The organism is Paenibacillus sp. YN15 (assembly GCF_003285005.1).
GTDB lineage: Bacteria > Bacillota > Bacilli > Paenibacillales > NBRC-103111 > Paenibacillus_AR.
The window spans coordinates 20,720-46,718 of sequence record NZ_QMFA01000021.1 but is presented as its reverse complement, the minus strand read 5'-3'; the positions used below and the strand labels follow the sequence as shown (position 1 = coordinate 46,718).

Here is a 25,999-nt window from a genome sequence, read left to right as displayed (position 1 = left end):
CCCGGAATTGAGCACCGCGCCCAAAAAACCATTATTGCAGGTCGAGGGGTTGTCCATTGGATTTTCCCAATATTTGAAGGGAACCCGGAAGCGCCTGATCCAGCCCATCTCTGATTTAAACGTGGACATTCATGAAGGGGAAATTGTCGCCGTGGTAGGAGCCAGCGGCTCCGGCAAAAGCCTGCTGGCCCACGCGGTATTGGGCATATTGCCTCAGAACTCCATATGCGGAGGACAAATGATGTACCGCGGAGAAAAACTGACCGAAGAGCGCAAGGTCCAACTGCGCGGCCGGGAAATATCCTTTATTCCCCAATCGGTCAATTACCTGGACCCTCTGATGAGGGTGGGGAGGCAGGTACAGATTGGCCTTCCCAAAACCATGGCCAAACAAATACAGCAAGAGTTGTTTCAGCAATATGGCTTGGACCAAAGGGTAAGCCGGCTTCTTCCCCATGAATTATCGGGAGGCATGCTTCGCCGGATTCTGTTCGCAACCAGTGTCCGGGAGGGGATTCGACTCGTTATCGCCGATGAACCCACACCGGGAATTCATCCGGAGGCCCTGTCCGAGATTTTGCGGCAACTGGCCCAAGTAGCAAGGAATGGCGCAGGAGTTATGCTGATTACGCATGATATTATGTCCGCTCTGGAGATTGCCGACCGGGTAGCCGTCATCCAGGACGGGCGGACAGTAGAAGTGGCGGATGCGTCCGCTTTTCAGGGGAACGGCGAAGGGTTGAATGCGGAATATACCCGAAGACTCTGGAGAGCGTTGCCGCAGCATGATTTTGGTCTGGAATTTCAGGGAGAAGAGGTGAAAGACTTTGAAATTGACCGGAGAAAATCTGGGGTATTATTATCAGAAAAATAACTGGATCTTTCAGAATGTCAACATCTCCGTATCGCCGGGCCAGGTTCTGGGGTTATCGGGCTACAGCGGCTGCGGCAAAACCACCTTGGCCAGAATATTGGCCGGCTATATATCTCCCCGAACAGGATGCGTAACCATTGGACAACAGGCTCTGGAACAGCGGGGCTTCCGCCCGGTGCAATTGATCTATCAACATCCGGAAAAGGCAATTGACCCCAAATGGCGCATGAAAGAGGTCTTAACGGAATCATACAATCCCTCCCAGGATATACTGGACGCCTTTGAGATACGGGAGGAATGGATGAGCCGCTGGCCGGTTGAGCTCTCCGGCGGCCAATTGCAGCGCTTTTGCATTGTCCGGGCCCTGAACCCTGCTACCCAATACATTATCGCCGACGAGATGACGACCATGCTGGACGCCATTACCCAAGCGAAAATCTGGAATGCCTTTCTTCGTATTTGCAAAAGCAGAGAAATCGGCATTATCGTGGTCAGTCATGAAAAAAGCCTTATCAACCGGTTATGTGATGCGGTATATAAAGTGAATTGATGCCGGCAAAGGTCCAAGCGGATGGGTTGGATTAACCATTTGCTTGGACCTTTATTTAATGCCGCCTTATTATCACAGCCTGCTACAAATTCGCCGATTTCACAAGACTGCTTGTATATGGATGCCCGGGGTTCCAAATGACGCGCTCAGGCGCCCCCTCCTCTACTATCCGGCCGTCCTTCATGACCGCAAGCTTGTCGCTGATGCTGCCTACCAATGCGATATCATGGGAGATGAACAGGTAGGACAAACCAAGCTCCTTCTTTAGCCGAGCAAGCAGTCCCATGATTTGAGCCTGTACGGATACATCCAGAGCGCTGGTGGATTCATCGCAAATCAGCAGCTTGGGCCGGCTGATGACAGCCCTGGCAATAGCCGCCCGCTGGCATTCCCCGCCGCTCAGCTCTCCGCAATAACGTCTGGCGTACTCCCGTTTTAACCCCACCATATCCATCATTTCATAGGCCCTTTGCTCCATATCATGGCGGGACAGGGAAAACCGGTAGCGAAGTCCCTCGCATATCGAATACAACAAGGTCATTTTGGGAGAAAAGGAGGACAGGGGATTTTGAAAGATCATTTGCATCTGCCGCCGCAGGCGGAAGCCTTCACGGCAGGCTTTGCCGGGAAGCCGCTTGCTGTCAAAGGCGATTTCGCCCTCCGTTGCATCCAGGAGTCCCGCAATCATATGGGCAACTGTAGATTTGCCGCTGCCGCTTTCACCGATTAGCCCGTAGCACTCTCCGGTATTTATCTGAAAATGGACGCCGTCGACAGCCGTCATTCTGCCGTTGGGGCCCTCAAACACCTTTTTCAACCCCTTCGCCTCCAATAGCGGGGTTCCTTCCATATGCTCCTCCCCCTGCTCCCTTGAATTTCGGCACTGCCTGGAGCAGCGCCCGGGTATACGGATGCTTCGCAGCATACAGCACCTCCTGCCGGGTTCCCCATTCTACAAGCTCTCCGCGATACATGACTCCCACCATATCCGCCATCTTTTCTACCACCGCCATATTGTGGGTGACCAGCAGCATGGACATGCGGTGCCGCTTCTGCATGTGGAGGAGCAGGTCCATGATTTCCGCCTGGACCGTTACATCCAAGGCGCTGGTGGGCTCATCGGCCAGGAGCAGCTTCGGCTGATTGGCTATTGCCATCCCAATGGCTACCCGTTGGCACATGCCTCCGCTCAATTCAAAGGGATAGGAATCCAGCACTCGCAATGGCTCCGCAAATTGAAGGTCGGCAAGCAGGGAAACTGCTGTCTGAAGCGCCTGCTTTCTCGTCATTTTTTGATGCACGTTCATGGCTTCGTAAAACTGCTGTCCGATCCGCATCCGGGGATCAAAAAAGGCCTCCGGATTTTGGAATATCATGGATATTTGCGCGCCGCGTATTTTGCGCAGCTCCCTGGGAGGCATGGCGGAGAGATTCTGCCCATGAAACAGAATCTCTCCGCAGGCGATGCCCCCTCCCTCTCCCAACAGACCCAGGATGCTCCGCAGCAGAGTGCTTTTTCCGCTTCCGCTCTCCCCCACAATGACGGCAATTTGTTGCTCCTCCACCCGGATATTCAGCTGTTTTACAGTAGGCTTGTGATGATAATGAATCGTAAGGTCGCGGATTTGCAGCAAGGTTGCTCCTCCTTGATCAGGGTTTTATTTCGCCGCTGTTGTATGATCCAGGATATAGAACTCGGAGGGCTGCGCGCGGAAGGCTGCCACCGTCTCACTGTTATAGGCGCAGGTGAAATTTTTATGGGCAAAGAAAATAAAGGGAACCTCATCCAAAATCTTCTGGGTGATCCCGATGATGGCCTGATTCTTCTCCGCTTCCCCGGAAGCCTGGCGAAGGGAGGCAGCCAGACGGTCTACTTCCGGGCTGGAATATTTGCCGAAATTATTGCTGCCGCCGGTCACAAACATATATTCAATGAACGGCTGGGGATTTCCCGTGGAGCCCGCCACATAGGATTCATAGGTCAAGTCAAAGGCGCCGTTTTTCCGGGCCTCGCTTATATTCTCCATGGCCTGCACCTTCAGATCAATTCCGATTTCCAGCAGCTGGCTTTGCAGAACCTGGCTTAATTCCAGAATCTCCTTCTGCGCGCTTATGCCAATCATCTTCAGCGACAGCTTCACCCCGTTCTTCTCCAGAATGCCGTCCTTGTCCGAGTCCCCATACCCCGCCTGGGACAGAAGCTCCTTGGCCTTGGCAGGATCAAAGCCGGTTACGGCCGCGTTTACTCCCTTTGTGCCGCCGAAGGGGAAAGCCTCCGGGAATATGCCGTAAGTAGGCACCGTCGTATTCTGGGAGATAACCTTGGAGTAGCTGCTGCGGTCGATGGCATAGCTGATAGCCCTTCTTACCGCTGCATCCTGGACTACGGGGGAGTTCATATTGAACCGGATCAATTGGGTCCGCATTCCGGTTGAGGTATCCAGCTTCAGCTTGGCGTCCTTTTGGATGACCGGTATTCCCGCTTCGGGAATCGGGACCACAATGTCAATCTCCCGGTTTTGGAAGGCCATAATAAGCGCATTGGCATCCTTGATCGTTTTGAAAACAGCCTTGTCCAACTTGGGTGTTTCTCCCCAATACTGCTGGTTCTTCACCACGGTGAGCTCTACGCCGGGATTAAACTCTGCGGGAATATAAGGCCCGGTGTAATAGGTGGTTTTGGCGAAATCCGTAGAGCCCTCCGCATCGTATACCAGCAGCAGCGGATCGGTTAAATCGTTGGGCAGGCTCGCAACAGGCTCCTTCAACTTCACAATCAGCGTTTGGCCTGAGGCTTCAAAGCTTTCCAGCGGCAGCAGCTCCTTGGCCCGCTCATTAGCGGCGAGGGTGCGCTCAAAGCATTTTTTAACCGCTTCGGCAGTCACCTTCTTTCCGTTATGGAACAAAATATTGTCCCGCAGCACCAGCTCCCATGTTTTGTTGTCCTTGGTGCTGTAAGCCTCCAGCAGCCAGGGCTCCGCTTTGAACGCGTCATTCAGACGGAATAAGGTCTCGCCTACCCCATACGAGCCAATGGCCCAGCCATCCCACCCTTTGGCAGCATCCCATTGTTCATTATAGAAGTAGCCGACAGAGCCAAAGGTCAGCACCTTTTCGGATGAGGATACGCCTGGAGAAGAAGAACTTGTTTGCCCATGGGGAGCATAGACTTCATCCGTGGCACAGCCGGCAAAAAGTGCGATAATCATCAGGATGCTGAGTGTCAGCGCCCCTATTTTAAGATTCATTTTCATTTTTCAATACCCCTCCCATTCATTTTCCGGTCGCTTTGCTGTCCATCCTGCTGCGAAGCGAATCGCCCAAATAATTAAAACCCACCACCACAATAAACAAAGCCAATCCGGTAAAGACCACAACCCATGGGGCCGTCTGCAGATAATTTTTGGCCTCGCTCATCATAGCTCCCCATTCCGCCGTGGGACGCTGTGCGCCCAGACCCAGGAAGGACAAGCCGGCCATACTCAAGACCACTGCGCTAATATCCAGAATCCCTTTTACCAAAAGGGGAGAACCTATATTGGGCAGCATATATTTCAATATGATATGATGGCCTCCTGCTCCGCAAATCCTGGCAGCCTTCACATAAGCTTCATCCTTAATGCCCAGAATCAGGCTTCTCCCCAAGCGCGCATAAGAAGTCCAAAAAACCGCAATCAACGAAAGCATCCCGTTAAAAAGGCCGATCCCCAGCATCCCGGCGACAGCCACCGCCATCAAAAAATAAGGAAACGCCTGAAATATCGTGGTGATCCGCATGATAAAAGAATCGATAAAGCCGCCGGCATATCCCGCAATCACCCCTAATGCGACTCCTATAAGGGAGGCGATCAGCACAACGGCAATGGCGGAAAAAACAGATATGGAGGCGCCCGATAATATTCGCGACAGCACGCATCTTCCCAAATGATCTGTTCCGAAGGGAAATTGCCGGCTGGGAGACAGATGAGCCAATAACAAATTCGTTTTGTAAGGATCATGGGGAGCAATAATAGACCCCATCATGGCAAGTGCAATAATAAGGATCACAAACAGCAAACTGACCGAAAGCTGTATCCTTATTTTTTTCTGCGCGGACACGGACAGCTTGTTCACCACCTAAACTTTTCTCAGCTTCGGATTCAGGAACAGATAAATAAGCTCAATAAGGGCATTAATCAAAAAATAGATGAAGGCCATCCATACCACATAGCCTTGTATAACCGGATAGTCCCGGTATTGGATCGCTTCTACCGCCAGTTTTCCTACCCCCGGCCAATTGAAGATGCTCTCTACAATAATAGTGCCCCCAAGCAGGGTGCCCAGCGAGATGCCTGTCAGCGTAACAATCGGAGTTAAAGTATTTCTTACAATATGCACAAAAAATACCGTATGTCCAGGTACGCCCCGGGCATACAGGCCAAGAACATAATCATGCTGCATCTCCCGCAGGACAATGGCCCTGATCTGTCTGACGTAGACGGCAATCAAATTCAGGGACAGCGCCAGCGCAGGCATAATAATTCCCTTCCCGCTGCCGGAGCTGATGACAGGAAGCAGGTTAAGCTTAAGCGCCAGCACATACATTAAAATCAATGAAATGAAAAAAACCGGCAGCGAGATAAAGATATAGTTGGCCAATTGAATGGTCCGGTCAAACCAACTGCCCTGATATTTGGCGCACACCACTCCCAAAGGAACCGACACCGCTATGGTTGCCAGCATGGAAGAAACGGCCAGCATAAGCGTATTGGGCAATGATTTCATTAATTCAAGTCCAACCGGACGGTTCGACTTGATGGAGCTCCCCATATCTCCCTGCAGCAGGTCGGTAAGCCAGGACCAGTATTGGATATACACGGGACTGTTCAGTCCCAGCTCCTCTCTTGTTTTCTGCAGCAGCTCCTGAGAAGGCGCAATTCCGTTTTCCGTAAGCAGGATTTCGGCGGGATCGCTGGGGGACAGATAGGAGAGTCCGAAGGATAGAACCGTAATGCCAAGCAAGGTAATCAACAATACGGATAAGGTTTTTCCGGCAGCCCGAAGCAAGCTCTTGCCCCCTTCCGAGGTGGATATAAGCATCTCTTCTATTCGGCTGGAGCAACGAACCGGAATATGTACGCCTCCTGATATTCATATTGCATCCTGTCGGCAATATTATGGAACCATTCATCCCTGGGATCGAGAGTAATGTAGCCCTGGGGCATCATCCGGCGAATTCCCACCGAGAAGTTCTCACGAAAAAAAACATCGGCGATATCATTAAGCGAATGGAGCTGCATCGGCAGCGAGCCCTGACGGTCAATTCTTTTCTTGTAATGCAAGAGACAGGGGTTCTTGCTGTAATCCGTATAGGTGCAGTAATACACGCCGCCCGGCTTCAGCGCCTGCTTGATCTTCCATGCATGTTCGTCCAGATTCTGGATTAAATAAATGACGGAAATGCTGAACGCCATATCAAAAGCATGATTATATTGGTCAACATGTGCAGTTGCTTCATACGCAATAGGCAAATTGTGCTTGCGCGCATTGGCGACCTCAATGGATTTCTGCGCCAGATCAACGCCTGTCCCCTTCAAAAAAGGCTTATGGCTGTACAAATACCGCAGGAAGCCGCCTTGGTTGCAGCCAAAATCCAGCACATTACAATCGCTGATATCGGTTTCCTCTATCATGTTAAGCACCTTGCGCCAATGCGGCTGATGGTTATCCTCCATCGCTTGCTCTCCTTTTACATCATCATGCCACCACACATCATACAGCTGGTGATCGTTCAATGAAATTCCTCCTTGATACGTTTAATTGAGAGAAATTCTCAAGTTATCTCCAAAAAAAATCCCTTCATGGTTTCATGGAAGGTAAACTGGCACCTTGCAAATTCGTAAAAATTACATATTACAATTAAAGCATAAAACAATCTGGCTGACAAGATGCCCATGGGCAGAAAAAAAGCGCCCCGGAAGGCGCTTTTTGAGGTTAGCTATTCGGCTGTTCATTGGCAAATCAGCTTCATTCCTGCCGGACAAAAGCAACGGCGGCAGCCCGCAGCGCTCCTCCGGGAGCCAGCGGGTCCAGGTGGGACAACTTCACGTATCCCCCGGTGCCCGCCTGGAAAGAGTAAGTGCCCAAGGACACCCAGCCGGCGCTTCCCGCCGTATAATCCAAAACCCGCTGGCTTACACCGGCGTTATGGTATACCTCCAGCCTGCTGGCGGGTTCGCTGTTGGAGCTGGTTACCCGGTATACAAACACCTCGTAGGTTCCGGCTTCAAGCTCCGGCGTCCAGGAGGCCGTGGCATTGCCTGCAAAGCTGTAGCGGGTAAGATTGCCGTCATGCCCCTTCAGACCGCTGTTGATCCATGATGATCCCGTCTCCCCATACCCTGCTCCCAATACAGGGACAACCAGGGCATCTTCCGGCAAAGGCGCCGTGGACCAATCCAGAATATCCGGTACGCCCGCGCCAAGGGCAAAGCTCAGCCGGTCCGCCGCAATATTGTCCACAATGCCTTGGATCAGAATGCCTGCTGTCAATTGCGGCCTGGTATCGGCAATCGTTAAGCCGTCGACCTCAATATTGTCGCTATGCTCAATGGACAGGCCCGCGAAGACGCCGTTAACCGCTTCCGTACCTGTAACTTCAATCTCGTTGTCGGTAAGTACGGCTCCCCTCACGCCGCCCAGATAGATTCCGTTGCGCACCGGATTGCGGACCAGATTACCCTCCAAGACAATATCCGTAATATTTCTGCCGTCCGCCACCGCCCTGCCGCTCTTCTGCGAGAACACGGTAATGGCTGCCGCATAAGGATGCCTGCTGTACACATCCAGAAAATTAACATGGTCCGTTACATTGTTAAGGACATGAATATTCATGGGGGCGGGTCCGTTGGGAACGTCGGGATCATCGGTGAGCATAACGCCCGCATTGCCCAGATTTTGAAACAAATTGCCCTCAATCCAGCCGTCCGTGGATTTCAGATACAGCCCATTGCGCCGGGAATCGCGGAAGATGCTGTCCGTAATGCTGAAGCCCGCTCCAACCGTACTCAGGTTGTAAACCAGATCGGAGTCGGATGGAGTAGAACCGGCATGGAGTCCGGCTACCGGGGTATCCAGCGTAATCAGGGCCTTGGTCGCCGGAGCCAGGGAATCCGGCTGCACGGAGACAACCGTGGCCGTGCCCAGCACAACCCCGTTCACTGCGCGGAAAAATTGCAGACGGTCTCCGGCCCGGGGCACCTTCGATCCGGATATCCCTTGCACATGCAGCTCCGTCTCCGAGATGATCTGCGAGATAAGCAGCGGCCGGTTATAGATGGCTACGATATCATCCATCACTCCTTCAAACAGGGAATCCTGAACCACAGGGCCTGTTCTTGCTGATTGCACATGAACGGAATCCGCATTGGTCACGATCATCTGGTTGCTTCCGGGCTTTCGCATAATGCGCAAACGGTCGATCTCAATGCCGTCGGTGTAGTAGCCCACTAGCGTGGCGCCGGAGGAGCCGTGGACCGTTACATCCGTAACGGCGATAGTATCCGACTCCTCCAAGCGGAAGATGCCATTGCCATGATCGCGTGTGACCATGACGAACGGATCTCCGGCCTCGATTTGTCCCGGACCCACCTGAGACGGTACAGCCGCCTGGAACCGGTACGTCATGCCGTCGGACAGCTTCGTCCAACCGTTCACATTAATATGATCATTGGCGCTGCTCTTCATCAGCAAGGGGTTGTCCGCATCCCGGACGGTGCCCCATATTCTGGGCAGCTCCCCAAAGCGCGGGTCCTCCAGCAAGGTGTAGCCCGGATCGGGAACAAAATCGAAGGTGGATGCCGCCTGGTCGATGGAGGCAACCGTCCCCTGGATAAACGGCGGCGTCTCGTATTCGATGGTTATTCCCTCAAACGAAAGCTCCGAGCAATCCAGACAGCGGAAAAAACCGGCAACGGGATCGGTAATCAACAGCACCGTTTCGTCTCCAGCCAGCTCAAGTCCCTGCAATTCATGGAACAAAAAGCTGAAGGAGTACATGAGTTCATTGCGGACCGTACCTGCGTCAAACCGGATATGATCCAACTCCAATACGCCGCTTGCCGGGTCATCTCCGAAACGGACGGACACCTGATGAACGGCCCCGCTCCACTGGGCATGTCCGCTCAAATCGAAGACATATTCCGTGGCCTGCGTATCGTACGGCGTCAGCGCAATGGTTGCGCTCCGCAGAGTGGTCCACGGCTGTCCCGGGGCACCGGTCCAGAAGATCGTAGCCTCCTCCGCATCCGACGCATTCTTCAGCAGCAGCTTCACTTGCTTGTATTTGCCTGCATCCAATCCCAAATAAGCGGGCGAAGTGATGCTTAACGGTCCCGCAGCGGCTGCCGTTGCCGACAAGCTGCCTCCGCCCACCGACGAATAAGCGGCGTTGGTTACTGTCCAATCCCCGTCCGTTCCACCGTTCGAGAAGCCCCATTGCGCTTGCGGCGGAGCAATCCGGTATGTTCCCGGCGAGAGGGATACGGGCAGGCCTGCACCGGCCCCTTCCAGCATGGCTTGCCGAATCGCCCGGGTATCATCCAGCCCGTCATCGGCCACAGCCCCGTAATGTTCGGGTCTGACAACGGCATCGGCAGAAACGGTGGAAACCGCAGCGCCGCCACCGCCAATCCCGAGGGCAACACATAACGCAAGCAGCAGCTTCACCTGAGAGGGAAGCTTCCACCGCTTCCCCGCAATCTCTTCTTTAGAAGCAAACATCGCCGATCACTCCTTTTTGTGGTTCCTATCAGACAGCCCATAGCCCATGTAAACCTTGCCAAGTCCGAAGGGCTGCAGCACCAGCTCATGATGCTGCTGCTCCAGAAAAACAACGCGGCGCAAATAAGGCATCCGTTCATCATGGGGCACATAATGGGGGCCATACACATTTCTCAGCGTATTGACAACATGGAAGACAAGCTCATTTCGCCCCGGCACCAGCCAGTCGGTAACATCCCAGGCCCAGGGCTCCCACACCCTTGCGGCTGCAGCATGGCCATTAATCTCCAGTACGGCTCCGGCGAATTGCGGCTTCTCACAATAAATATGCCACCGGCTGCCATGCTCCTCCCCGGCATCTCCATTCCAGTGAAATTCCGTGCGCAGCGACAGCGAACCGCTGAAAAACGGATAACCGCTGTTCACCAGGTCCGACGGATCGCAATCCCCATTCCAGGGATGCAGCCTGAACTGCTTGGGACCGCAACGGACGACCTTGAAATTGCCGCGCAAATACATATTTTCAAGCTCACGGCATTCGGTCCGCAGCTCTATCTCGGCATAATGGATTCCGGGGCCCAGCAGCCGGGCGGGCACTCCATATCCCTCATACTCCGGGTCCATCCAGTCCGCCACCGTGCGCTCCAGCATAACTCCGTCCCACCGTATGCTATGGCAGATGCCCGGCTCGGCGATCAGCCGCACCTGGGCAGGCAAACCTTCCGGAGAGACAGCCACGGCGGTCCGGACCAGCCTTGTCCGCATCGAAGCGATCTCCGTATCCTGGGCACATGCAGGTTGGAGCCAGCCTCCCCCTTCCTCGTCCCGGCATTGAAATTGGTCCAGCAGCAGCAGATTATCGTCGCCGCCGGCAACGTTGAATCCGCCAATCTCAACGATACCGCCGTATGTCCGCTCCTCATTCAAGCGTACAGCCGGGCCGGAATGGGAAGCCGCTATCCGCTCTTCCTGCCCGCCGACAGCCTCCGCCCCCGCTCCTTCCTTCCATTCCAGCAGCAGGGATTGGCGCGGGCGGAAGCTCACCCGAACGGATAACGCCCCGTCTTCTCCGGCCGTTGCGGCAACCCGGCTGACCTCTCCCGTTTCCCCATCCCACCGGTACAGCTCGCCCCGGGCGCCCCCTGGAATGCGCAGCTCCCCCCGCACTTGGCCGCTCATGGACAAATTGCTGAGAAACAGCAGCTTCCCCCCTGCGCCCTGCCGTTCGTGCAGCCAGATGGGATGGTCTCCCTCCTTCCCGTAAAACCTGCATAGCGCCGGCTGCACAAGACGCAGCTCTTCGATATCCAGCCCTCGGGCCGCCGGAATGAAGGAAGCGGTTTCAAGCAATCCCGGGATTGGCGCGCAAGCCCATTCGTCATACCAAATCACCCCTCCCTCCCCGTGGAACTGTCTCAGCAGTTGAACGGTAGAAGGCCTTAACCGTGTGCAGGCGGGGATGACAACCCCCTTATAGGCGGCGCTGCCCACGATAAGCTGCCCTTCCTCAACACGCCCATGCCTGGCAATAATCGCTTCATTGCCGAAATCAAAATCCAGCTGTGCGTCCAGCAGCCTGAGGCACAGCTCCGCAAGCCGGTCGCTGAGCGCCTCCACTGCCGCGGTTTCCTGCGGCCGGTACAGCTCCCAGGCGGATTCCATGGGATGGAGGACCAAGAGCGGGACCTGACGCTCTCCTTGGGACAAGGCATAGGTCACTCTGGCCTGATAATCATGAAGCTGGCCTGCATGGCTCCACCAGGGCTGCTGCGGGCCGATCACAGGCGGCCAATCCCGCTTGGCCACCCCAAGCATGGAATAGGGGAGCAGATGGGGCGTAAACATATTGACTCCCAGCACCAGATGCCAGTCGATCATCCATTTTTGCATGCGGAGATCAAACATCTGTCCGGCGCCGCCAAACAATTCGGACAGCACGCGGGGCTTGTTCAATTGGCGGGCTGCGCTGGTAACCTGCTTGACAGTCATGACCGTGCCTCCCGCAGCACACAGCTCCGTATCCGATTTGTGGATTTGCCTGCCCAGATAATCCAGTCCGGGAATGTGCATGTACTCATAGTGGGGCATGGGATCGCCCAAATACCGCATGATTTTCGTCAAATGATCCTCGCCCATGTAATGTCCCGTGAAGGCAAGTCCCCGCGCCCCGCACCACTCGAAGATCGGCTTGCTGTAATGGTTGACCAGCAGCTCCACCATAAGCCTCCAATAATCGTATCTGATCTCCCGGTACCGCTCCCCGGCAGAATGAAACAGGGAAGCAAGATGAGGGATCAAATCATAGCCGTAAGCTTCCTGAAAGCGGGACTGGAACCCTTCCGTCCACGGGAGGGCATTGCCGGTTCCTCCCCGCTCCATCATCAGACAAGCCTCATCGCTGAATATGCCCGGAATGGCTGTGCCAAACGCTTCCCCCACATGCTCCTCATACACACAGTGGGTATGCCGGATAAACGCCTGCACCACATCCGGATTCATCAGATCCACCCCGGAGGCTCCCAGAAAACGGGGATTGCCCAGCGGCGCCGTCCATTGGTAATAATACCGCCCCAGCTGACCGTCATGCCCAAGCAACCGGTATGCCGCATCCGTCTCCCGGTGCTCCAGCTCTACCAGCGCCTTGGCCCGGTATGCCGGGCCAAGCCGCGGCACCTCGCCGCCCGCATAGCCGCTGGGCCAGCCGTACTCATCGTAAGCCCAAGCCTGCATCCCGTTGCTGCGGGCTTCCTCCAGGCAAAATTGAACCATGCCGAACCATTCCCGCCGCAAATACGGGGTTTGTATCCCCGCACGCGCATGCATAAAAAAACCGCCAATTCCCGCCTCCTTCATCTGCCGGATTTGCCGGCGAAGCCGGTCTTTCTCCAGCATCCCGTTCCAGGACCAGAAGATGACCGGCCTCCACTCCCCATGCGGATGCTGAAAGTCGCTTCGCCCAATCATGTGCGCCTCACCTCTTTCCATGCTTCTTCCCGCGAGCGCCCTGCGCTCTGTCCTCATCTTATATCAGGCTGCAAACCGGGGGCCTCTAAAATATTTGGGGATTGCTTTAATATTTTAAGAATGCGGCAATCCCCGCATGAGCTTCAGCCGAAAGGCCGCTTGCGCAAATTCCGCATGAACTTCTGCGGCGAGATCCCAGTATGCTTGCGGAACAACGTGCAGAAGTAACGCTCGTCGGCGATGCCTGCCGCCTCGGCCAGCTCCGCGTTGGTATAGTCGCGCTGCTCCATAAGCAGCTTGGCGCTGTCAATCCTCCGGCGGTTCAGGTAATCGATGAAGCCTTCGCCGGTTTCCTTCTTGAAGAAAGCGCTGAAATAGGCGGGATTCATATTGACATGCTCGGCCACCTGATGCAGCGTCAGCCGCTCTGCCAGCCGTCCATCGATAAATTGCTTCGCCTTGCGGATTTCCGTCCGCTCTTCCGTTTGATGCAGCCGCTCCAACCAGCCGGGCAGTCCGTTCTCCAGCCAGTCCAGAAGGCCGTGGCAGCTTGCAAACCGGGGCGGATCGTTATGTCCCGGCATTTGTCCCGCCGCATGCCTGCCCTGTCCATTCCCGGGGGCCGCCGCCCTGATAAACCGCGCCGTCTCTTCCAGCACCCGCCCCGGCTGCAGCTTGCGGCTTTGGAGCAGCCGCCGGATGCGCTGGACCGCGCGCTGCCTCGCCTGCCCGTCGGCTCCGGGTGCGAGCAGCTCTTGCAGCTGCCGCAAAGCCAGCGCAAACTCGTCCGCGGCCGCAGCCTCATACAGAAGCCGGTTGGAGGGGGTGATAACCCGGCCTTCGCCGATATAGAAGGTATCCTCCAGTGCCTGCTTTGCTTCCCGGAATGCTTGGGGCGCCGTCCCCCAGCCGGAATGCCAACCGCTGAAGGATACGGTTACCGTCAGCTTCAAATAGCCGTGAATGTTCTCCCTGATACTTTGCCCCAGGGACTGGTTGGCTTGCAGCAAGTCCAGCTCGCTCTTCAGCTCCGCCCGGGAAATAAAACCGGCAATCAGCTCCGGCTCCAGCTCGCAGCAGAAGCCCCGCTCCGAAGCGCCCAGCAGCTCCTCGATGATATTGAGCATCCCGTACTTCAGCGCCTTCCGGTCCCTGGATTCATATTGTCGGCGGAAATCCCCCAGGTTCTCAATCCGCACGGCAAAGCAGCTGTACTTCTGCGGCTTGAACCGGATCATCAGCTCCCCGCAGCGGGCCTCCATGCCGCCCGGGCCAACCTCGCCATGAAGAAGCTCCTCCACCACCTGCTTGCGCAGCCGGTGCAGATTGCCCCTTACCGTAGCGTTCAGCTGCCTAAGCTTCACCGCCTCCGACTCCTGGGCCTCCAGTGTCCGCTGGGCCCGCAGCAAGGCAGCGGCAACCTCCGTCTCGCTTAACGGCACCTTAAGCAAATATTGCTGCACATTCATCTCCAGGGCCCGCCGGGCATAATCGAAATCCGTATAGGCGCTGAGAATGACCAGAATCGCCCGGGGCAGCAGCTCCTTCAGCCGGCCGATCAGCTCCAGCCCGTCCATTCCCGGCATCACAATATCGGTGATCACAATGTCCGGCTTCAGGTCTGCGGCAAGCTCCAACGCTTCCGCGCCGTTCTTGGCCGCTGCCACAAGCCGGAACTGGCGGTGCTGCCGCTCTATTCCCGCAAATAAAAGGCGCAGCCGCTGCACAATCAACGCCTCGTCATCCACAACCATGCAAGTGTAGGTTCTCACCGTATTTACCTCCTTCATAACGGAAACGCCAGGCGAACGACCGTTCCCTCTCCCGGTTTGCTGCTTACCTCAACTCCGTAGTCCTCGCCATAATAAAGCTGAATCCGCTTATGAATGTTGTACAAGCCGATGCGCTGGCGCCGTTTCGGCCGCTCCGCTCCATAGGAGCGCTGCAAAATCCGCCCTGCAAGCTCTTCCTCCATCCCAACACCTTTATCCGAGACGGCAATGATCATCCTCCCTCCGTCCCGGCAGGCGGAGACCGTGATGGTTCCTTCCAGCGTCCCTCCTTGGTAGCCGTGGAAGATGCCGTTCTCCACAATCGGCTGCAGGATCATGCGCAGCACAGGCGCATCCAGCAGCTCCGCGTCCATCTGTTCCTCCAACGCAAACATCTGGTCATAACGGATGTTCTGAATATATAGATAATCCTTCACATTGCGCAATTCCTCCCGCAGCGTGACACGGTCGGAGGCGTCGGCAATCCCGTACTCCAGAATGGAAATAAGCGAACGGACAAGGCGGTCCACCTCCCCGGTTCTCCCCAGCGCCACCACATTGCTGATGGAGCCCAAGGCATTGTAGAGAAAATGGGGATTGATCTGCGACTGCAGCACCTGGATTTCCATATCCCGCTTCATTTGCTCGCTGACGTTCAGATGGTTGATCAGATGGCGGATGCGCCCGATCATGTCATCGAAGGTGTCGGCCAGCTCCCCGAATTCATCCTGGCGGTGATTGGAGATGACAATATCCAGATTGCCGTTCCGAACCTCCCGCATCTTGCGCTTCAAATAATACACCGGCTTGCGGATGAAGCGGGATACAAGGAAGGCCGTGACCAGGCTGAGAAAAAAACCGACAAATCCCAGACCCGCAGAGTAGGCGCGCAGCCGCTCCAGCGACTTCCGAAGCGGTGTTTCATCCAGCACCGAGTATACAATCCAGTTTTGCCTGGGCATCAGGAGCTTGGTAATGGTGGCCGGGGCGCCGTTGATTTGCGTTGTGAAGACATCCTTGCCGGCATTGTAAATACTCATGAAGTCAAGCGTCCCCAGCTTATATTTTCCATCTGCGGAAACCGTCATGGCATTCAAGCTGAGGCTTTGCGCCACCGGCACGCCGGATTGATGGAGAATGCCGATCTTATAGTCGTTGTAATCGCCGATTCTCAGCAGATGATCCTCCAGGGCCTCCAAATCCAGGTCGAACGCCAGCACCGCATTTTCGTTATTGTAGGAAAGCAGCCGCGTCACCGTAATCGTGCGCCCCGAATACGTGGACATATACGGCTCCGTCGCCTTGATGCTCAAGGGATTGGCAAGGGCCTGCTCATACAGCCTTTGCCGCTCCGGCAGCGGCTCGTCATACGCCTTGGATATCACATTGCCGCCGATAATGGACAGGTCCTCATTGATGATATAGATATTTTTCAAGTTTCCCCCGTTGGCCAGATACAGCTGATCCAATTGATTTTGCAAAATGTCAGGGTTGTCCATGGACAGTTTGATCGTGGACAGCACCGTATAGTGGGTGTTTTCGATCATGAGGAAATACATGTCCAAATACTGCTTGACCTTCTGCAAAATTTGCCGGTTCTGCTCCACCCGGCTATGAATCGTATCCTCCTTGATGTAGTTATAGAACAGCACACTTATTATGAGGACGGTACTGCCGGCGAATACGAGACAAATGACAAACAGCTTGAAGGTGATTCCCTTCATCCAGGACATCATACCCATCGCTTCCCTGTCTTTTTTCTGAATGATACCGCAAGTTATACCACAGCCACTCCGCAAGACGCCAAAAAAGAAGGCGGACGCCTCCTTTTTTGCCGGTCTGCAGTTCTACCGGAGAATACCCTCCTCCTGAAGCTGGGTGGTATAAATGCCCAGCAGCTCGCTGAGCTTGAACTTGTCCTCCAGCGTCTTCACATAATCCCCCCACTTGGCAAGCGGCTCCTTGCCGGTGGCGAATTTCAGCATCATTTCGTTCATATACTTGAGCCTGTCGGCAGCCAGTGTGTCCTTGGAATCGCTGACCAGACGGGGCATGACGTTGTTATCCCGCAGATATTGCATATTCAGCGCATGGTAACTTTTAGTATCCGGGTTCTTGAAAGCGAAATAAGCCTCATCGTCTGCCCTACGGACGAATGCATAATGATACTTCCAGTCATATTCCTTCTCGTTGTAGGACGTCTTATCCGTAATTTCCGCCTTGCCGTTCACTTCCTTCCAGGTTACATCCTTCACGCCGTAAGCAAGGTACGGATACGCCTCTTCATCCGTGTACAAGTATTGCAGCAATTCCATGATCCGCTTGGCCTTCACCGGGTCCTTGGCCGCTTCCTTGGAGACCGCCCATTGGGAGTTTTGGAACACCTTCAGGTCCAGAATCTGGTCCCCATGCGGCCCCTTGGGCGGGGCAATCAGCTTCCAGTCCGGCAAGGAGCCGCCGATCTCCTGCATCTTCTGCACATGCTCCGGCTCCAGCCTGCGCCAGTCCTGAATGATAATGCCCACCTTGCCCTTGTACATTTTTTCATCCAGCTGCAGGCTGGTGGTGATGGTCAGCCAATCGGGATCAACCACCTTGGCCTCAATCATCCGGTTAATGAAGGTCAGCGCCTCTTGCATCCGCGGTTCCGTGTTATGATACACAATTTTTCCGTCCACTACATCCACATAATTGGGATTGACGCCGAACATCCAGAATATTTTTTGCCAGCCGTGAGTCAGGGTGCCGTCCTTCAGCATTCCGGCGACAAAGCCGTAGGTATCGTTTTTGCCGTTGCCGTCGGGATCATTGTAGGTAAACGCTTTCATCACCTCCAGCAGCTCATCTGCCGTTTCCGGCGCCTTCAGGTTCAGCTTCTTCAGCCAGTCATTGTTGATCCACCAGCCGTTAATGCCCCCTACCGACTCCACGCCCGGCACGCCGATGGTATTGCCTTTGTACCGAAGGGGCTCCCAGCGCCATGCTTCAAAAGCATCCACCAGCCGGGGCGTTCCCTTCAGCAGCTCATCCAGCTCCGCCGTTACGCCCTGATTGTAATATTTCACCGCATCCACCCGCGTCGGCAGATGAATGAGGTCCGGCGTTTGCCCGGAGGCCACCAATGTATTCAGCTTATCCAGGGCCCCATCGCCAATCACCGTCATATCCAGCTCAATGTTAACGGCCTTCTCGATCATCTGCCGGATGGGATCTTTATCGATGGGCAATACAGGAACCGTAGGGCGGAACCCCGCCGTATTGAACATGGTGATTTTAATCCGGGCATTCTCCTCTCCTCCCGTCGCGGACGGCTCCCCTTCCTTCTCCGCACCTCCGCCGCAGCCTGCCAGCAGACCGCCGGCCAACAATAGGGCTGCCATCCCCTGGAAGATTTGCTTGTTCTTTTTCATATGACCCTCTCCTTCAGACAGATATATATGAAGGGATGCGTCCCTATCATATCATAACATGAAAGCGATTACCCCTTTACCGAGCCCAGCAGGACCCCTTTGGCAAAATGCTTCTGGATAAACGGATATACCAGCAAAATCGGAACTGTCGTCACGATGACCGCCGCCATCTGAATCGAGATGGGATTTACCGCATCCTGCATGTCGGGAATATTCTCGTTGTTGAGGGCCGTGGCCCCCAGCAATATATTGCGCAGCACCACCTGGAGGGGATATTTGTCTGCATCCTGAATGTACAATACGGCGTCGAAGAAGCTGTTCCAATGCCCGACGGCGTAAAACAAGCCGATGGTGGCAAGGATCGGCGAAGACAACGGCAGCACCACGCTCCACAGAATCCGCAGCTCCCCGGCGCCATCTATTCGCGCCGACTCGTCGATGGCCTCCGGCAGCTGCTCGAAAAAGCCTTTGACAATAAGCAGATTAAACGCACTGATCAGGCCGGGGACCACAAGCGACCATACGGAATTCAGCATTCCCAATTCCTTCACCAGCAGATATTGGGGAATCATCCCGCCGCTGAACAGCATGGTAAAGACGATGTACAGCAGGAAGAATTGACGTCCCTTCAGGCTCTTCCGGGCAAGGGGATAAGCGGTCAGCATGGTAAAAGCCAGGTTCAGGAGTGTTCCCGCAACCGTTACGAACAAGGTGACGCGATACGCGCTGTAGATCAGCTTCGTGCCCAATATTTCCTTGTAGGCGGCCAAGGTAATATGCTCGGGGATGATGACGATGGAACGGCGCATGGCTTCCGCCTGGGAGGTGAAGGACACCCCCAGCACATACAGGAAGGGGAACAGACAGATGGCCATAAGCGCAAGCAAGGCAAGATAGATGAGCGCATGGACGATTTTTTCGGCCGGGGTCAGCTTATGCATGGATATCCTCCTTACCAGATTTGCCCGTCGAATTTTTTGGCTGTCTGATTCGCGGCAATTAACAGGATTAAACCGATGAAAGATTTAAACAGGCCGACGGCGGTGGCCAAGCCGTAGCGCATTTCCTGAATGCCCACGCGGTACACCCAGGTGTCCAAAATATCGGAGGTTTCCCGGTTCATGGCGTTGCTCATCATAAACACCTGATCGAATCCCACATCCAGAATGTGGCTTAACCGCAAAATCAGCATCAGGATAATGACGTTCCGTATCCCCGGAAGCGTGATATGCCACAGCTGCCTGGTCTTGGATGCCCCGTCCACCACAGCCGCCTCATACAAGCTGGGGTCCACGCCGGCAATGGCCGCCAAATAGACGATGGCTCCCCAGCCCATGGAATGCCACAGGTCGGTGGACACCAGCAGGGTGCGAATCCAGCCCGGCTCCGTCAGGAAAAAAACCGGGTCCATGCCCAACTGCTTCAGAATCAGATTGAACAGTCCCTCTCCCGGGGCCATAAAGGCAATCAGCAGACCGTAAATGATAATCCACGAAATAAAATGGGGCAAATAGCTGATGGTCTGCACCAGCTTCTTGAACCAGCCGAAGCGGACCTCATTTAGCATCAGAGCCAGGAGAATCGGCGCCGGAAACACAAACACCAGCTTGTAAAAGGCGATCATGATGGTGTTGCCCAGCAGTTCGGCGAAATACACACCTTCAAAAAACATTCTGAAATTATCCAAGCCCACCCACGGGCTGCCCCATACGCCTTCCGTCAGACGGTAATCCTTGAATGCGATAAGAATGCCGCCCATTGGCACATACTTGAACAGCGTAAAGTAAACCAGACCCGGGAGCAGCAGCACATACAGCATGGCGTTCAGGCGGAATGGACGCAGCCTCCGGTTCAAGGCCGATGCCCGAATACCGGCTGACAGCTTCTCAAAAGTTGCGCTTATCATAGGTTTCACCCTCCTCTCCGCAGCTTCAGGGCAAGCGGCGGAACCCGTCCGCCTGCTCTTCGATGATGATGGTTTGTGCCCCCGCTGCCAGCGTCTGTCCATACAGCATTCCCGAGCATCCTTCGGGAATGGCCAGCTCAAGGGCATACCGGCCTACTCCGACTTGCCGGAGCGCCATACGGATTTCTCCATGGGGGGTTGGCAGCGCAGCGCCGATCTGCTCCAGCCCGCAGGGAGCCGGGGCCAGCTCGAAGCGCCGGAAGCCGGGAGCCAGGGGCCGCAGACCGAAAATCCCCTCGAATACAAACACGATGGGCGAAGCTCCCCAGGCATGGCTGGCGCTGGAATAGGCGATTGTCCCGTCCGCCTGGCGGTGGAATACGCTCCAGCGCTCCCATGTGGTGGTGGAGCCTGCATCCAGCATCGCCCCGTAACGGCTCATGATCAGCTCAAGCGCCCGGCCGGTTCTCCCGATCCGGGATAAGGCGCGCCCGATCACCAGCATGAAATAGGGGCTGCCGCCCACAACCGGCGCTCCGCCGGCCCTGCCGCTGAACACACGCCGGAATATGCGGGGAACCCGCTCATCGTCCGGGCCGTGGAGATGAAGCAAGGCCAAAGCATTGGCGGGTTCGCTTATAGTGCCGCTAAGGGCGCCGTCAACCCGGCAATCCACGTACGCCCCCTCCTCCCCATTCCACAGCCAAGCAGCCACACCGGCCTTCAGCCTGGCGCCTTTGGCGGCAAACAGCTGCTGCGCGTCACGCTCGTTCATCCGTGCGGCGAACTCGTCCATCGTCTGCAGTCCTTCCAGATACTGCAGATTCAGCGCCGTCACAATTCCGCCGCGGTTTACGTCCAGGGTAGTGTTTCTCGCCCCGTCCCCCCAGTCGATAAACGGCCAATACGGTACATTTTCCAATAGACCGTGCTCATTCTCATACGCCGTGAACCAACGGATGGCAAGCAGCAGCTGAGGCCACCACTCCTGAAGCAGCCCGGTATCCCCGGTGTATTGGACATAGTCGCGGAAGGAACAAATCCAGGCCAGACAGAAGGAGGGGATCGGCGGATAATTGTGGTGGCCGTCGGGATATCTGGCCTTGGTCATGCCCGTCCAGTCCTGGGATTGCCCCACCTGCCTGAGCAGCTTGCGGTGCAGACGGCTGTCGCCCGAATAATAATGGTTGATCACCGCCTGCCAGCGGCCATCCCCCATCCACTGCTGCTGCTCCCTGCTGGCTGAGTCGAGAAATCCGTCCTGCATGCACAGGCGCAGCGTGTGCGCGGAGATATCCCAGATTCCCGCCAGGCGCTTGTCACTGCACTGCAGCGATGCCGTATGTTCAAGGGGATAACGCCGCATCCTCATTCCTACCCTGTGAAAGATAACCGGGCCCCGGTGATTGCGCACACGAAGCTGCGCGTACCGGAACGCCCGCCAGGCAAACGCCGGCTCCAGCACATGGCGTCCTTCGGCCAGAATGTAGCGGTCAATGGGGCGGTTGTTGTTCATGTTCAGCAGCGCCCGGCCCTCCCACAATTCCTCGGCATAGACCACATCAAGGATGTCTCCTTCGCTGCCGGTCACCTCAAGCTGCAAGTACCCCGCCGCCATCTCTCCGAAATCGAAGGTGACAACAGAAGCTTGCCCCGGCAAGGATGCGGGCACCGTGTAATCGCCTTCTAATGCCTGAGCGCAGGCAAAAGCCTCCTGCAGAACCGGCTGCTCCGCATGAATCTGATGATGAAGACGCTCCGGAGGCAGCGGCAGCTCCGTCGCCACTCCGGTATTGATAATACCCGCCGCGTGAATTTCCTCTTCCTCCAACAGCGGAATATCCCGCACCACCCAGTTCCAGAACGGAGACAACCGGGTTCCCCGCCCTTTGGCTTGCACCCAGGCCTTGTCTTCATAATCCGCCGCCGTCCAATTCCCTGGCACCAAGCTCATATCCACGATTTCCATTGGGCCTTGGCATCCATTGATTCTCGGAGCGCTGCGAAGCCATGCATCGGCGGTCAAGCATTTCCAACCGGCATCGCTGTGCACATAGATGGGCTCCTGTCCCGGCAAGGCAATTGCTGCCTCCACGGCCAATGCCGGAATCCGGCTGATGGATTGGCCCGTTCCGTAGCCGTAATACAACGCCAGCACGGCAATGACATTTTTCCCCCGTCTCAGATGCGCCGTTATATCCCACTCATCCACATATTGCTCCCGCGGGTCGCTGCGGCACGGCCCTCTGCCCACATAGTTTCCGTTCACATACAGCATGTAGCGGGAATCGGCGAATAACAGCACCCGGGCAGCATCGGGCTGTCCGCTCAGGCCGAAGGTTTTGCGAAAATAACAGAATGCGTTAGCCGGCTGCTCGTAATGGGTCTCCACCTCGTCCGGATGCCAAATCAACTGCGTTTGCTCCCGCCAGGCCATCGTCCGGCCCGGTTCCCGTTTAAATCTGGAACTGTTGGCTATACTCACGGTTCACGTCCACTCCCGACTTGTTATTCTTTAATTGTTTTCTGGCTTCATTGTACCGGGGCTGCGGCGTTTCACCTTCTAAAATATATGGGCGTCCTTCTAAAATTTTAAGGTATCCTCAATTCCGGCTTCGCGGCCCGCCCCCCCCTTCCCTCCCGCTTCCTATAGAACATTGTTGCTCTAAAGCATGCTTCCATGGCAACAATATCGCAAAAATAAAAACCCTTCCGAAGAAGGGTTTAATTTCTCTATGATCTTTAGTATTTCATTGTACGTATATAATTGTTTGCGATATTCTTTTCCGTCCATTTTATTTACACGAGGGCTGAACGCAGGGTGGGAATCACCATAAGTAAAAGATATCGTTTTGATGTCAAATTCCTCAATGGGGATCTTTATATAAAGGTACTATTTTCAAACCACGTGCTTAACCATGGACTATGCTCAACTACCATATAATGGGGAGATTTTCTCCTTAACACACCACCTTTTTCCACAAAATGTGTCCGGAGTATTTCTTCATAATAATGCCTGTCCGCCATATATTCAGAGTGGCGTTTAGCGCTCTGAACGTTTGGTTTAGTCGCTTTGATCCTATTCAGCACAGCTTCTGCTTCATCCATCGGGATATCTGATAAATTGACAAATGGCCCGATTGTTTTATCAAAATGATGGTACAAATAAATTTTAGTTACCCCCATCATTTTGATTATGTAAAATTAAACGCTGAACTCCACAACAATTCCATCGGGGTCTGCAACCGTAAAATGTTTTGGCTTTGGTCCTTTTGCAATTATTTCTGATGGAGAATAGCCCAATGTGAGTGCTTTCTCTCTCAATTCTCCAAGCTCATCGTCTGCCGAAAAGCTCAGAACCATTCCCTTTGTTGCAACTTTTTCTACCCCTTCAAATTCGATTAATTCCAGCATCGTTTCGCCTTTCTCATTTGCCAGAAATACAATTTCTCCTGCCCCGGGATTCATGCGATTGATGACCTGCAGACCTGCCAGCTCCTGATAGAAAGCAACTGATGCTTTAATGTCTCTCACCATAAAAGTAATAAAATTCAATTTCATAAATGTTCCTCCTTAAATTCCTGTTTGTCTATGTGATGCAGTTACCTTTAAAACCATGATACCATACTTCACAGAAGGCTGTTTGGCGGTTTCTCAAAATCGATAGAGGTGCAATAGGTATACTCTTCCTTTTCGACTCTCTCTATCCAGCTTTGCACACGAGGATTCGTTCCATATTTTTTCACGCGGTATTCAATATTGCTTAATCGTATTTGTTTTGGATCATATCCCTTGGGACATAATGTAATGCTGCGATTTACAGAAACAGTTCCCTCTTCAACGGCATCGCCGTCTCCAAATGAACTCATTTCAGATGTTTGAAAATAGAATAAGTTTTTTGCGAAATATTCTATATTTTCTTTTGTACTTTCTATATTCCATTGGTCATCATTATATTTAGCCTCGTTATTGAAAAAAACAGGCTTTTGATTCGCCAAATGATTTTCTAAAAGGCTCAGATACTCGCCTCGTTCGTTTGAAAAATATGCGTTTAACGTAGGGTCAAGCATTACCCATTTTTTCATTTCTCTGATATAAACTTGCGTAACGACATGGTTGTCGCCATCATATGGAGAACATGGCATAAGAAAAACCCTCCTCGCTTTTAAACCGACAGCAAGAAGACACTCCGATAAAATCGTGGCTAAAGCCACACAGTTAATGCCGCACTGGCTTCCCTTGTCATAAGCATAATTGAGTAAGGCCAATGAGTTAAAGGCTATTGCCCCATCATAGTCCCCTTTGTGATAGGTATGCTCCGATACCCAATTCAATAAATGAACAGCTTTTGAAAAATCCTCCCCATCACCGGCGATTGCTTCTATTGGATAAGCAGATTTTAATTGCATGAATTGAGGATTCTCGTTATCGTATAAAAAATGTATGTCCGTTTCTTCTGCTGAGGGCAACGAAAACGCCTTTAATAATCCAGTATAAATATCATAACTCATACCCGTCCCTCCTTCGCTTATTGGAACTATCAGATGCGTATTATGCTCATAACGGGAAGATTATTTTTATTTCCTTCATAAGGCTTTGTGGAGAAAGAGTGCCGTCCAAAGTAATTTGTGTACAGGAAATCTCTTTTTGCCATTCATCATGCATTGCTTTACTTCTCATCGAAATGTCACCGTTATCATATTCAGAGGCCCATTGCAAAAATTTCTGATGTTCCTCATACATATCACCGCCTGCAAGAATCCGTCCTCCAAATCGTTGGTACTCTCGCTTTTTCAATCGAAATATCCTCTCTTCTGCGGGAACAACCAAGCGCACAACCAAATCAAAAAGAGGGATAAGGGCGTCGCCCCATCCGCACAATGAACCACTGATAACACTTTGAGAGGACTTTCCAATATCTCTTCTCATCAAATTTAGTCTTTCTTCCGTGGAACGCTTTTCAATAAAAGGCGGATTGGTTGGCAACCAGTAATAATCATCTGTATCAAGATGCGTATAGTTGTAATTCTCCTGCAATGCGCGTCCGAGAGAGGAAGTTCCAGAGCCGGAAGCTCCAAAAATGTGAATTATAGGCACATTCTCACCTTTTCCTGTTTCCCCATATAAAGCAGCAAGCTTTATACCCAGGATACCATTTTCTTCTGAATGAAAAAAGACATGCCTTCCTCTCAGCGGAAAGTATGCCTTTTCTGGCAACACAGTGTGCTTATATGTTTCTTTATTTTCTTCATAGCCCAATCATAATGACTTGAAGTTGTTGAAACAAAATAACTGCCTAATGTTGATCCTCCAACCCAAGCAAAAGCATTTTTAGAAAATAGCTCATCATTCGAAAATTTTTCTGCTGATTTAATTATTCTTTTATGACTACCTATAAATAACTCCTTTGATTCTTCATAAGAAGTTTCTTGATGCTTTTTCCAAAACTCCACATTCATATTACCATAATTTTTCCAATTATAGGGTTCTAATAAAAATTGTTTTTCTATTCCTTTTACATTATTATCTACCCAATTAAACAGTAATTGATGCCACTCGTATAAATGAATTAAAACATCTCTTATATTATTATCTCTTTTCCAGTGTGCTTCTTTTCCTGCATTTTCTTTATCAAATGTGAATTCTTTGTTTTGATCCTCATTACTAATGCTATTAATAAGTTTCCACAACTTATCGTATTGCTCGTCCGCGGCTTGAATTAAATCTTCTTTTGTATTTGGCCTTGCCATTTTTAACCCCTCC

General features: G+C 53.4%; 20 protein-coding genes. 2 read left to right on the top strand and 18 right to left on the bottom strand.

The features are described 5' to 3' along the window. Nucleotides 1-7: 7 nt before the first annotated feature. Both DQG13_RS17220 and DQG13_RS17215 read left to right on the top strand, forming a co-directional pair. Nucleotides 8-874, top strand: a complete 867-nt coding sequence (locus DQG13_RS17220; protein ID WP_113021021.1) for an ATP-binding cassette domain-containing protein — start codon at nucleotides 8-10, stop codon at nucleotides 872-874. Then, complete coding sequence (locus DQG13_RS17215) at nucleotides 828-1,424, top strand: ABC transporter ATP-binding protein (RefSeq protein WP_113021020.1); 597 nt, start codon at nucleotides 828-830, stop codon at nucleotides 1,422-1,424. The genes DQG13_RS17220 and DQG13_RS17215 overlap by 47 nt, the downstream gene beginning before the upstream one ends. An 82-nt stretch (nucleotides 1,425-1,506) precedes the next feature. Here the strand turns inward: DQG13_RS17215 and DQG13_RS17210 are convergent, their stop codons facing one another. From DQG13_RS17210 to DQG13_RS17125, 18 genes are all read right to left on the bottom strand, one after another. Beyond that, complete coding sequence (locus tag DQG13_RS17210) at nucleotides 1,507-2,232, bottom strand: ABC transporter ATP-binding protein (protein WP_258525722.1); 726 nt, start codon at nucleotides 2,230-2,232, stop codon at nucleotides 1,507-1,509. After that, nucleotides 2,225-3,058, bottom strand: coding sequence for an ABC transporter ATP-binding protein (locus DQG13_RS17205; RefSeq protein ID WP_113021019.1), 834 nt, complete (start codon nucleotides 3,056-3,058; stop codon nucleotides 2,225-2,227). Before DQG13_RS17205 ends, DQG13_RS17210 begins: the two co-directional genes overlap by 8 nt. Nucleotides 3,059-3,082: 24 nt before the next feature. Continuing rightward, nucleotides 3,083-4,678 (bottom strand): ABC transporter substrate-binding protein, encoded by a 1,596-nt coding sequence (locus DQG13_RS17200; RefSeq protein WP_113021018.1) that lies wholly within the window; start codon nucleotides 4,676-4,678, stop codon nucleotides 3,083-3,085. 19 nt (nucleotides 4,679-4,697) lie between these two features. After that, nucleotides 4,698-5,444: an ABC transporter permease gene (locus DQG13_RS17195; protein ID WP_258525721.1), complete on the bottom strand. Its 747-nt coding sequence runs from the start codon at nucleotides 5,442-5,444 to the stop codon at nucleotides 4,698-4,700. 96 nt (nucleotides 5,445-5,540) lie between these two features. Next, nucleotides 5,541-6,470 carry an ABC transporter permease gene (locus DQG13_RS17190; protein WP_220094400.1) on the bottom strand — a complete coding sequence of 310 codons (930 nt, stop codon included), beginning with the start codon at nucleotides 6,468-6,470 and terminating at the stop codon, nucleotides 5,541-5,543. Nucleotides 6,471-6,508: 38 nt separating this feature from the next. Then, nucleotides 6,509-7,198, bottom strand: a complete 690-nt coding sequence (locus DQG13_RS17185) for a class I SAM-dependent methyltransferase (protein ID WP_113021016.1) — start codon at nucleotides 7,196-7,198, stop codon at nucleotides 6,509-6,511. Between the two features lie 232 nt (nucleotides 7,199-7,430). After that, entirely contained in the window at nucleotides 7,431-10,184 is a 2,754-nt protein-coding gene (locus DQG13_RS17180; protein ID WP_113021015.1) for a golvesin C-terminal-like domain-containing protein, read from the bottom strand. Between the two features lie 6 nt (nucleotides 10,185-10,190). After that, nucleotides 10,191-13,148 carry a glycosyl hydrolase gene (locus DQG13_RS17175; RefSeq protein WP_181592810.1) on the bottom strand — a complete coding sequence of 986 codons (2,958 nt, stop codon included), beginning with the start codon at nucleotides 13,146-13,148 and terminating at the stop codon, nucleotides 10,191-10,193. 143 nt (nucleotides 13,149-13,291) lie between these two features. Beyond that, on the bottom strand, nucleotides 13,292-14,920 hold the full coding sequence (locus DQG13_RS17170) for a response regulator (protein ID WP_181592809.1): 1,629 nt from the start codon (nucleotides 14,918-14,920) through the stop codon (nucleotides 13,292-13,294). 14 nt (nucleotides 14,921-14,934) lie between these two features. Beyond that, on the bottom strand, nucleotides 14,935-16,656 hold the full coding sequence (locus DQG13_RS17165; protein WP_181592808.1) for a cache domain-containing sensor histidine kinase: 1,722 nt from the start codon (nucleotides 16,654-16,656) through the stop codon (nucleotides 14,935-14,937). A 111-nt stretch (nucleotides 16,657-16,767) separates the two neighbouring features. Beyond that, nucleotides 16,768-18,330 carry a type 2 periplasmic-binding domain-containing protein gene (locus DQG13_RS17160; protein WP_113021011.1) on the bottom strand — a complete coding sequence of 521 codons (1,563 nt, stop codon included), beginning with the start codon at nucleotides 18,328-18,330 and terminating at the stop codon, nucleotides 16,768-16,770. Between the two features lie 68 nt (nucleotides 18,331-18,398). Further along, nucleotides 18,399-19,271 carry a carbohydrate ABC transporter permease gene (locus tag DQG13_RS17155; protein WP_113021010.1) on the bottom strand — a complete coding sequence of 291 codons (873 nt, stop codon included), beginning with the start codon at nucleotides 19,269-19,271 and terminating at the stop codon, nucleotides 18,399-18,401. Nucleotides 19,272-19,282: 11 nt separating this feature from the next. Next, the gene (locus tag DQG13_RS17150; protein ID WP_258525714.1) at nucleotides 19,283-20,236 is read right to left on the bottom strand and encodes an ABC transporter permease; all 954 of its coding nucleotides are present in this window, start codon (nucleotides 20,234-20,236) and stop codon (nucleotides 19,283-19,285) included. 25 nt (nucleotides 20,237-20,261) lie between these two features. Continuing rightward, nucleotides 20,262-22,649 carry a family 78 glycoside hydrolase catalytic domain gene (locus tag DQG13_RS17145; protein ID WP_181592807.1) on the bottom strand — a complete coding sequence of 796 codons (2,388 nt, stop codon included), beginning with the start codon at nucleotides 22,647-22,649 and terminating at the stop codon, nucleotides 20,262-20,264. A 791-nt stretch (nucleotides 22,650-23,440) separates the two neighbouring features. Beyond that, complete coding sequence (locus DQG13_RS17140; protein ID WP_113021008.1) at nucleotides 23,441-23,797, bottom strand: VOC family protein; 357 nt, start codon at nucleotides 23,795-23,797, stop codon at nucleotides 23,441-23,443. Nucleotides 23,798-23,865: 68 nt separating this feature from the next. Next, nucleotides 23,866-24,747 carry a transglutaminase domain-containing protein gene (locus DQG13_RS17135; RefSeq protein WP_113021007.1) on the bottom strand — a complete coding sequence of 294 codons (882 nt, stop codon included), beginning with the start codon at nucleotides 24,745-24,747 and terminating at the stop codon, nucleotides 23,866-23,868. Between the two features lie 46 nt (nucleotides 24,748-24,793). Then, complete coding sequence (locus DQG13_RS17130; protein ID WP_220094399.1) at nucleotides 24,794-25,495, bottom strand: AAA family ATPase; 702 nt, start codon at nucleotides 25,493-25,495, stop codon at nucleotides 24,794-24,796. Then, the gene (locus DQG13_RS17125) at nucleotides 25,426-25,986 is read right to left on the bottom strand and encodes a ClbS/DfsB family four-helix bundle protein (RefSeq protein WP_113021005.1); all 561 of its coding nucleotides are present in this window, start codon (nucleotides 25,984-25,986) and stop codon (nucleotides 25,426-25,428) included. The genes DQG13_RS17130 and DQG13_RS17125 overlap by 70 nt, the downstream gene beginning before the upstream one ends. Nucleotides 25,987-25,999: the final 13 nt, after the last annotated feature.

Bases quoted from the DNA above. Each gene is read 5' to 3' on its own strand.
- DQG13_RS17200 (WP_113021018.1), bottom strand. From the start codon at position 4,678: ATGAAAATGAATCTTAAAATAGGGGCGCTGACACTCAGCATCCTGATG.
- DQG13_RS17195 (WP_258525721.1), bottom strand. From the start codon at position 5,444: ATGGGGTCTATTATTGCTCCCCATGATCCTTACAAAACGAATTTGTTA.
- DQG13_RS17180 (WP_113021015.1), bottom strand. From the start codon at position 10,184: ATGTTTGCTTCTAAAGAAGAGATTGCGGGGAAGCGGTGGAAGCTTCCC.
- DQG13_RS17175 (WP_181592810.1), bottom strand. From the start codon at position 13,148: ATGATTGGGCGAAGCGACTTTCAGCATCCGCATGGGGAGTGGAGGCCG.
- DQG13_RS17165 (WP_181592808.1), bottom strand. From the start codon at position 16,656: ATGATGTCCTGGATGAAGGGAATCACCTTCAAGCTGTTTGTCATTTGT.
- DQG13_RS17160 (WP_113021011.1), bottom strand. From the start codon at position 18,330: ATGAAAAAGAACAAGCAAATCTTCCAGGGGATGGCAGCCCTATTGTTG.
- DQG13_RS17155 (WP_113021010.1), bottom strand. From the start codon at position 19,271: ATGCATAAGCTGACCCCGGCCGAAAAAATCGTCCATGCGCTCATCTAT.
- DQG13_RS17150 (WP_258525714.1), bottom strand. From the start codon at position 20,236: ATGATAAGCGCAACTTTTGAGAAGCTGTCAGCCGGTATTCGGGCATCG.
- DQG13_RS17140 (WP_113021008.1), bottom strand. From the start codon at position 23,797: ATGAAATTGAATTTTATTACTTTTATGGTGAGAGACATTAAAGCATCA.
- DQG13_RS17135 (WP_113021007.1), bottom strand. From the start codon at position 24,747: ATGAGTTATGATATTTATACTGGATTATTAAAGGCGTTTTCGTTGCCC.
- DQG13_RS17125 (WP_113021005.1), bottom strand. From the start codon at position 25,986: ATGGCAAGGCCAAATACAAAAGAAGATTTAATTCAAGCCGCGGACGAG.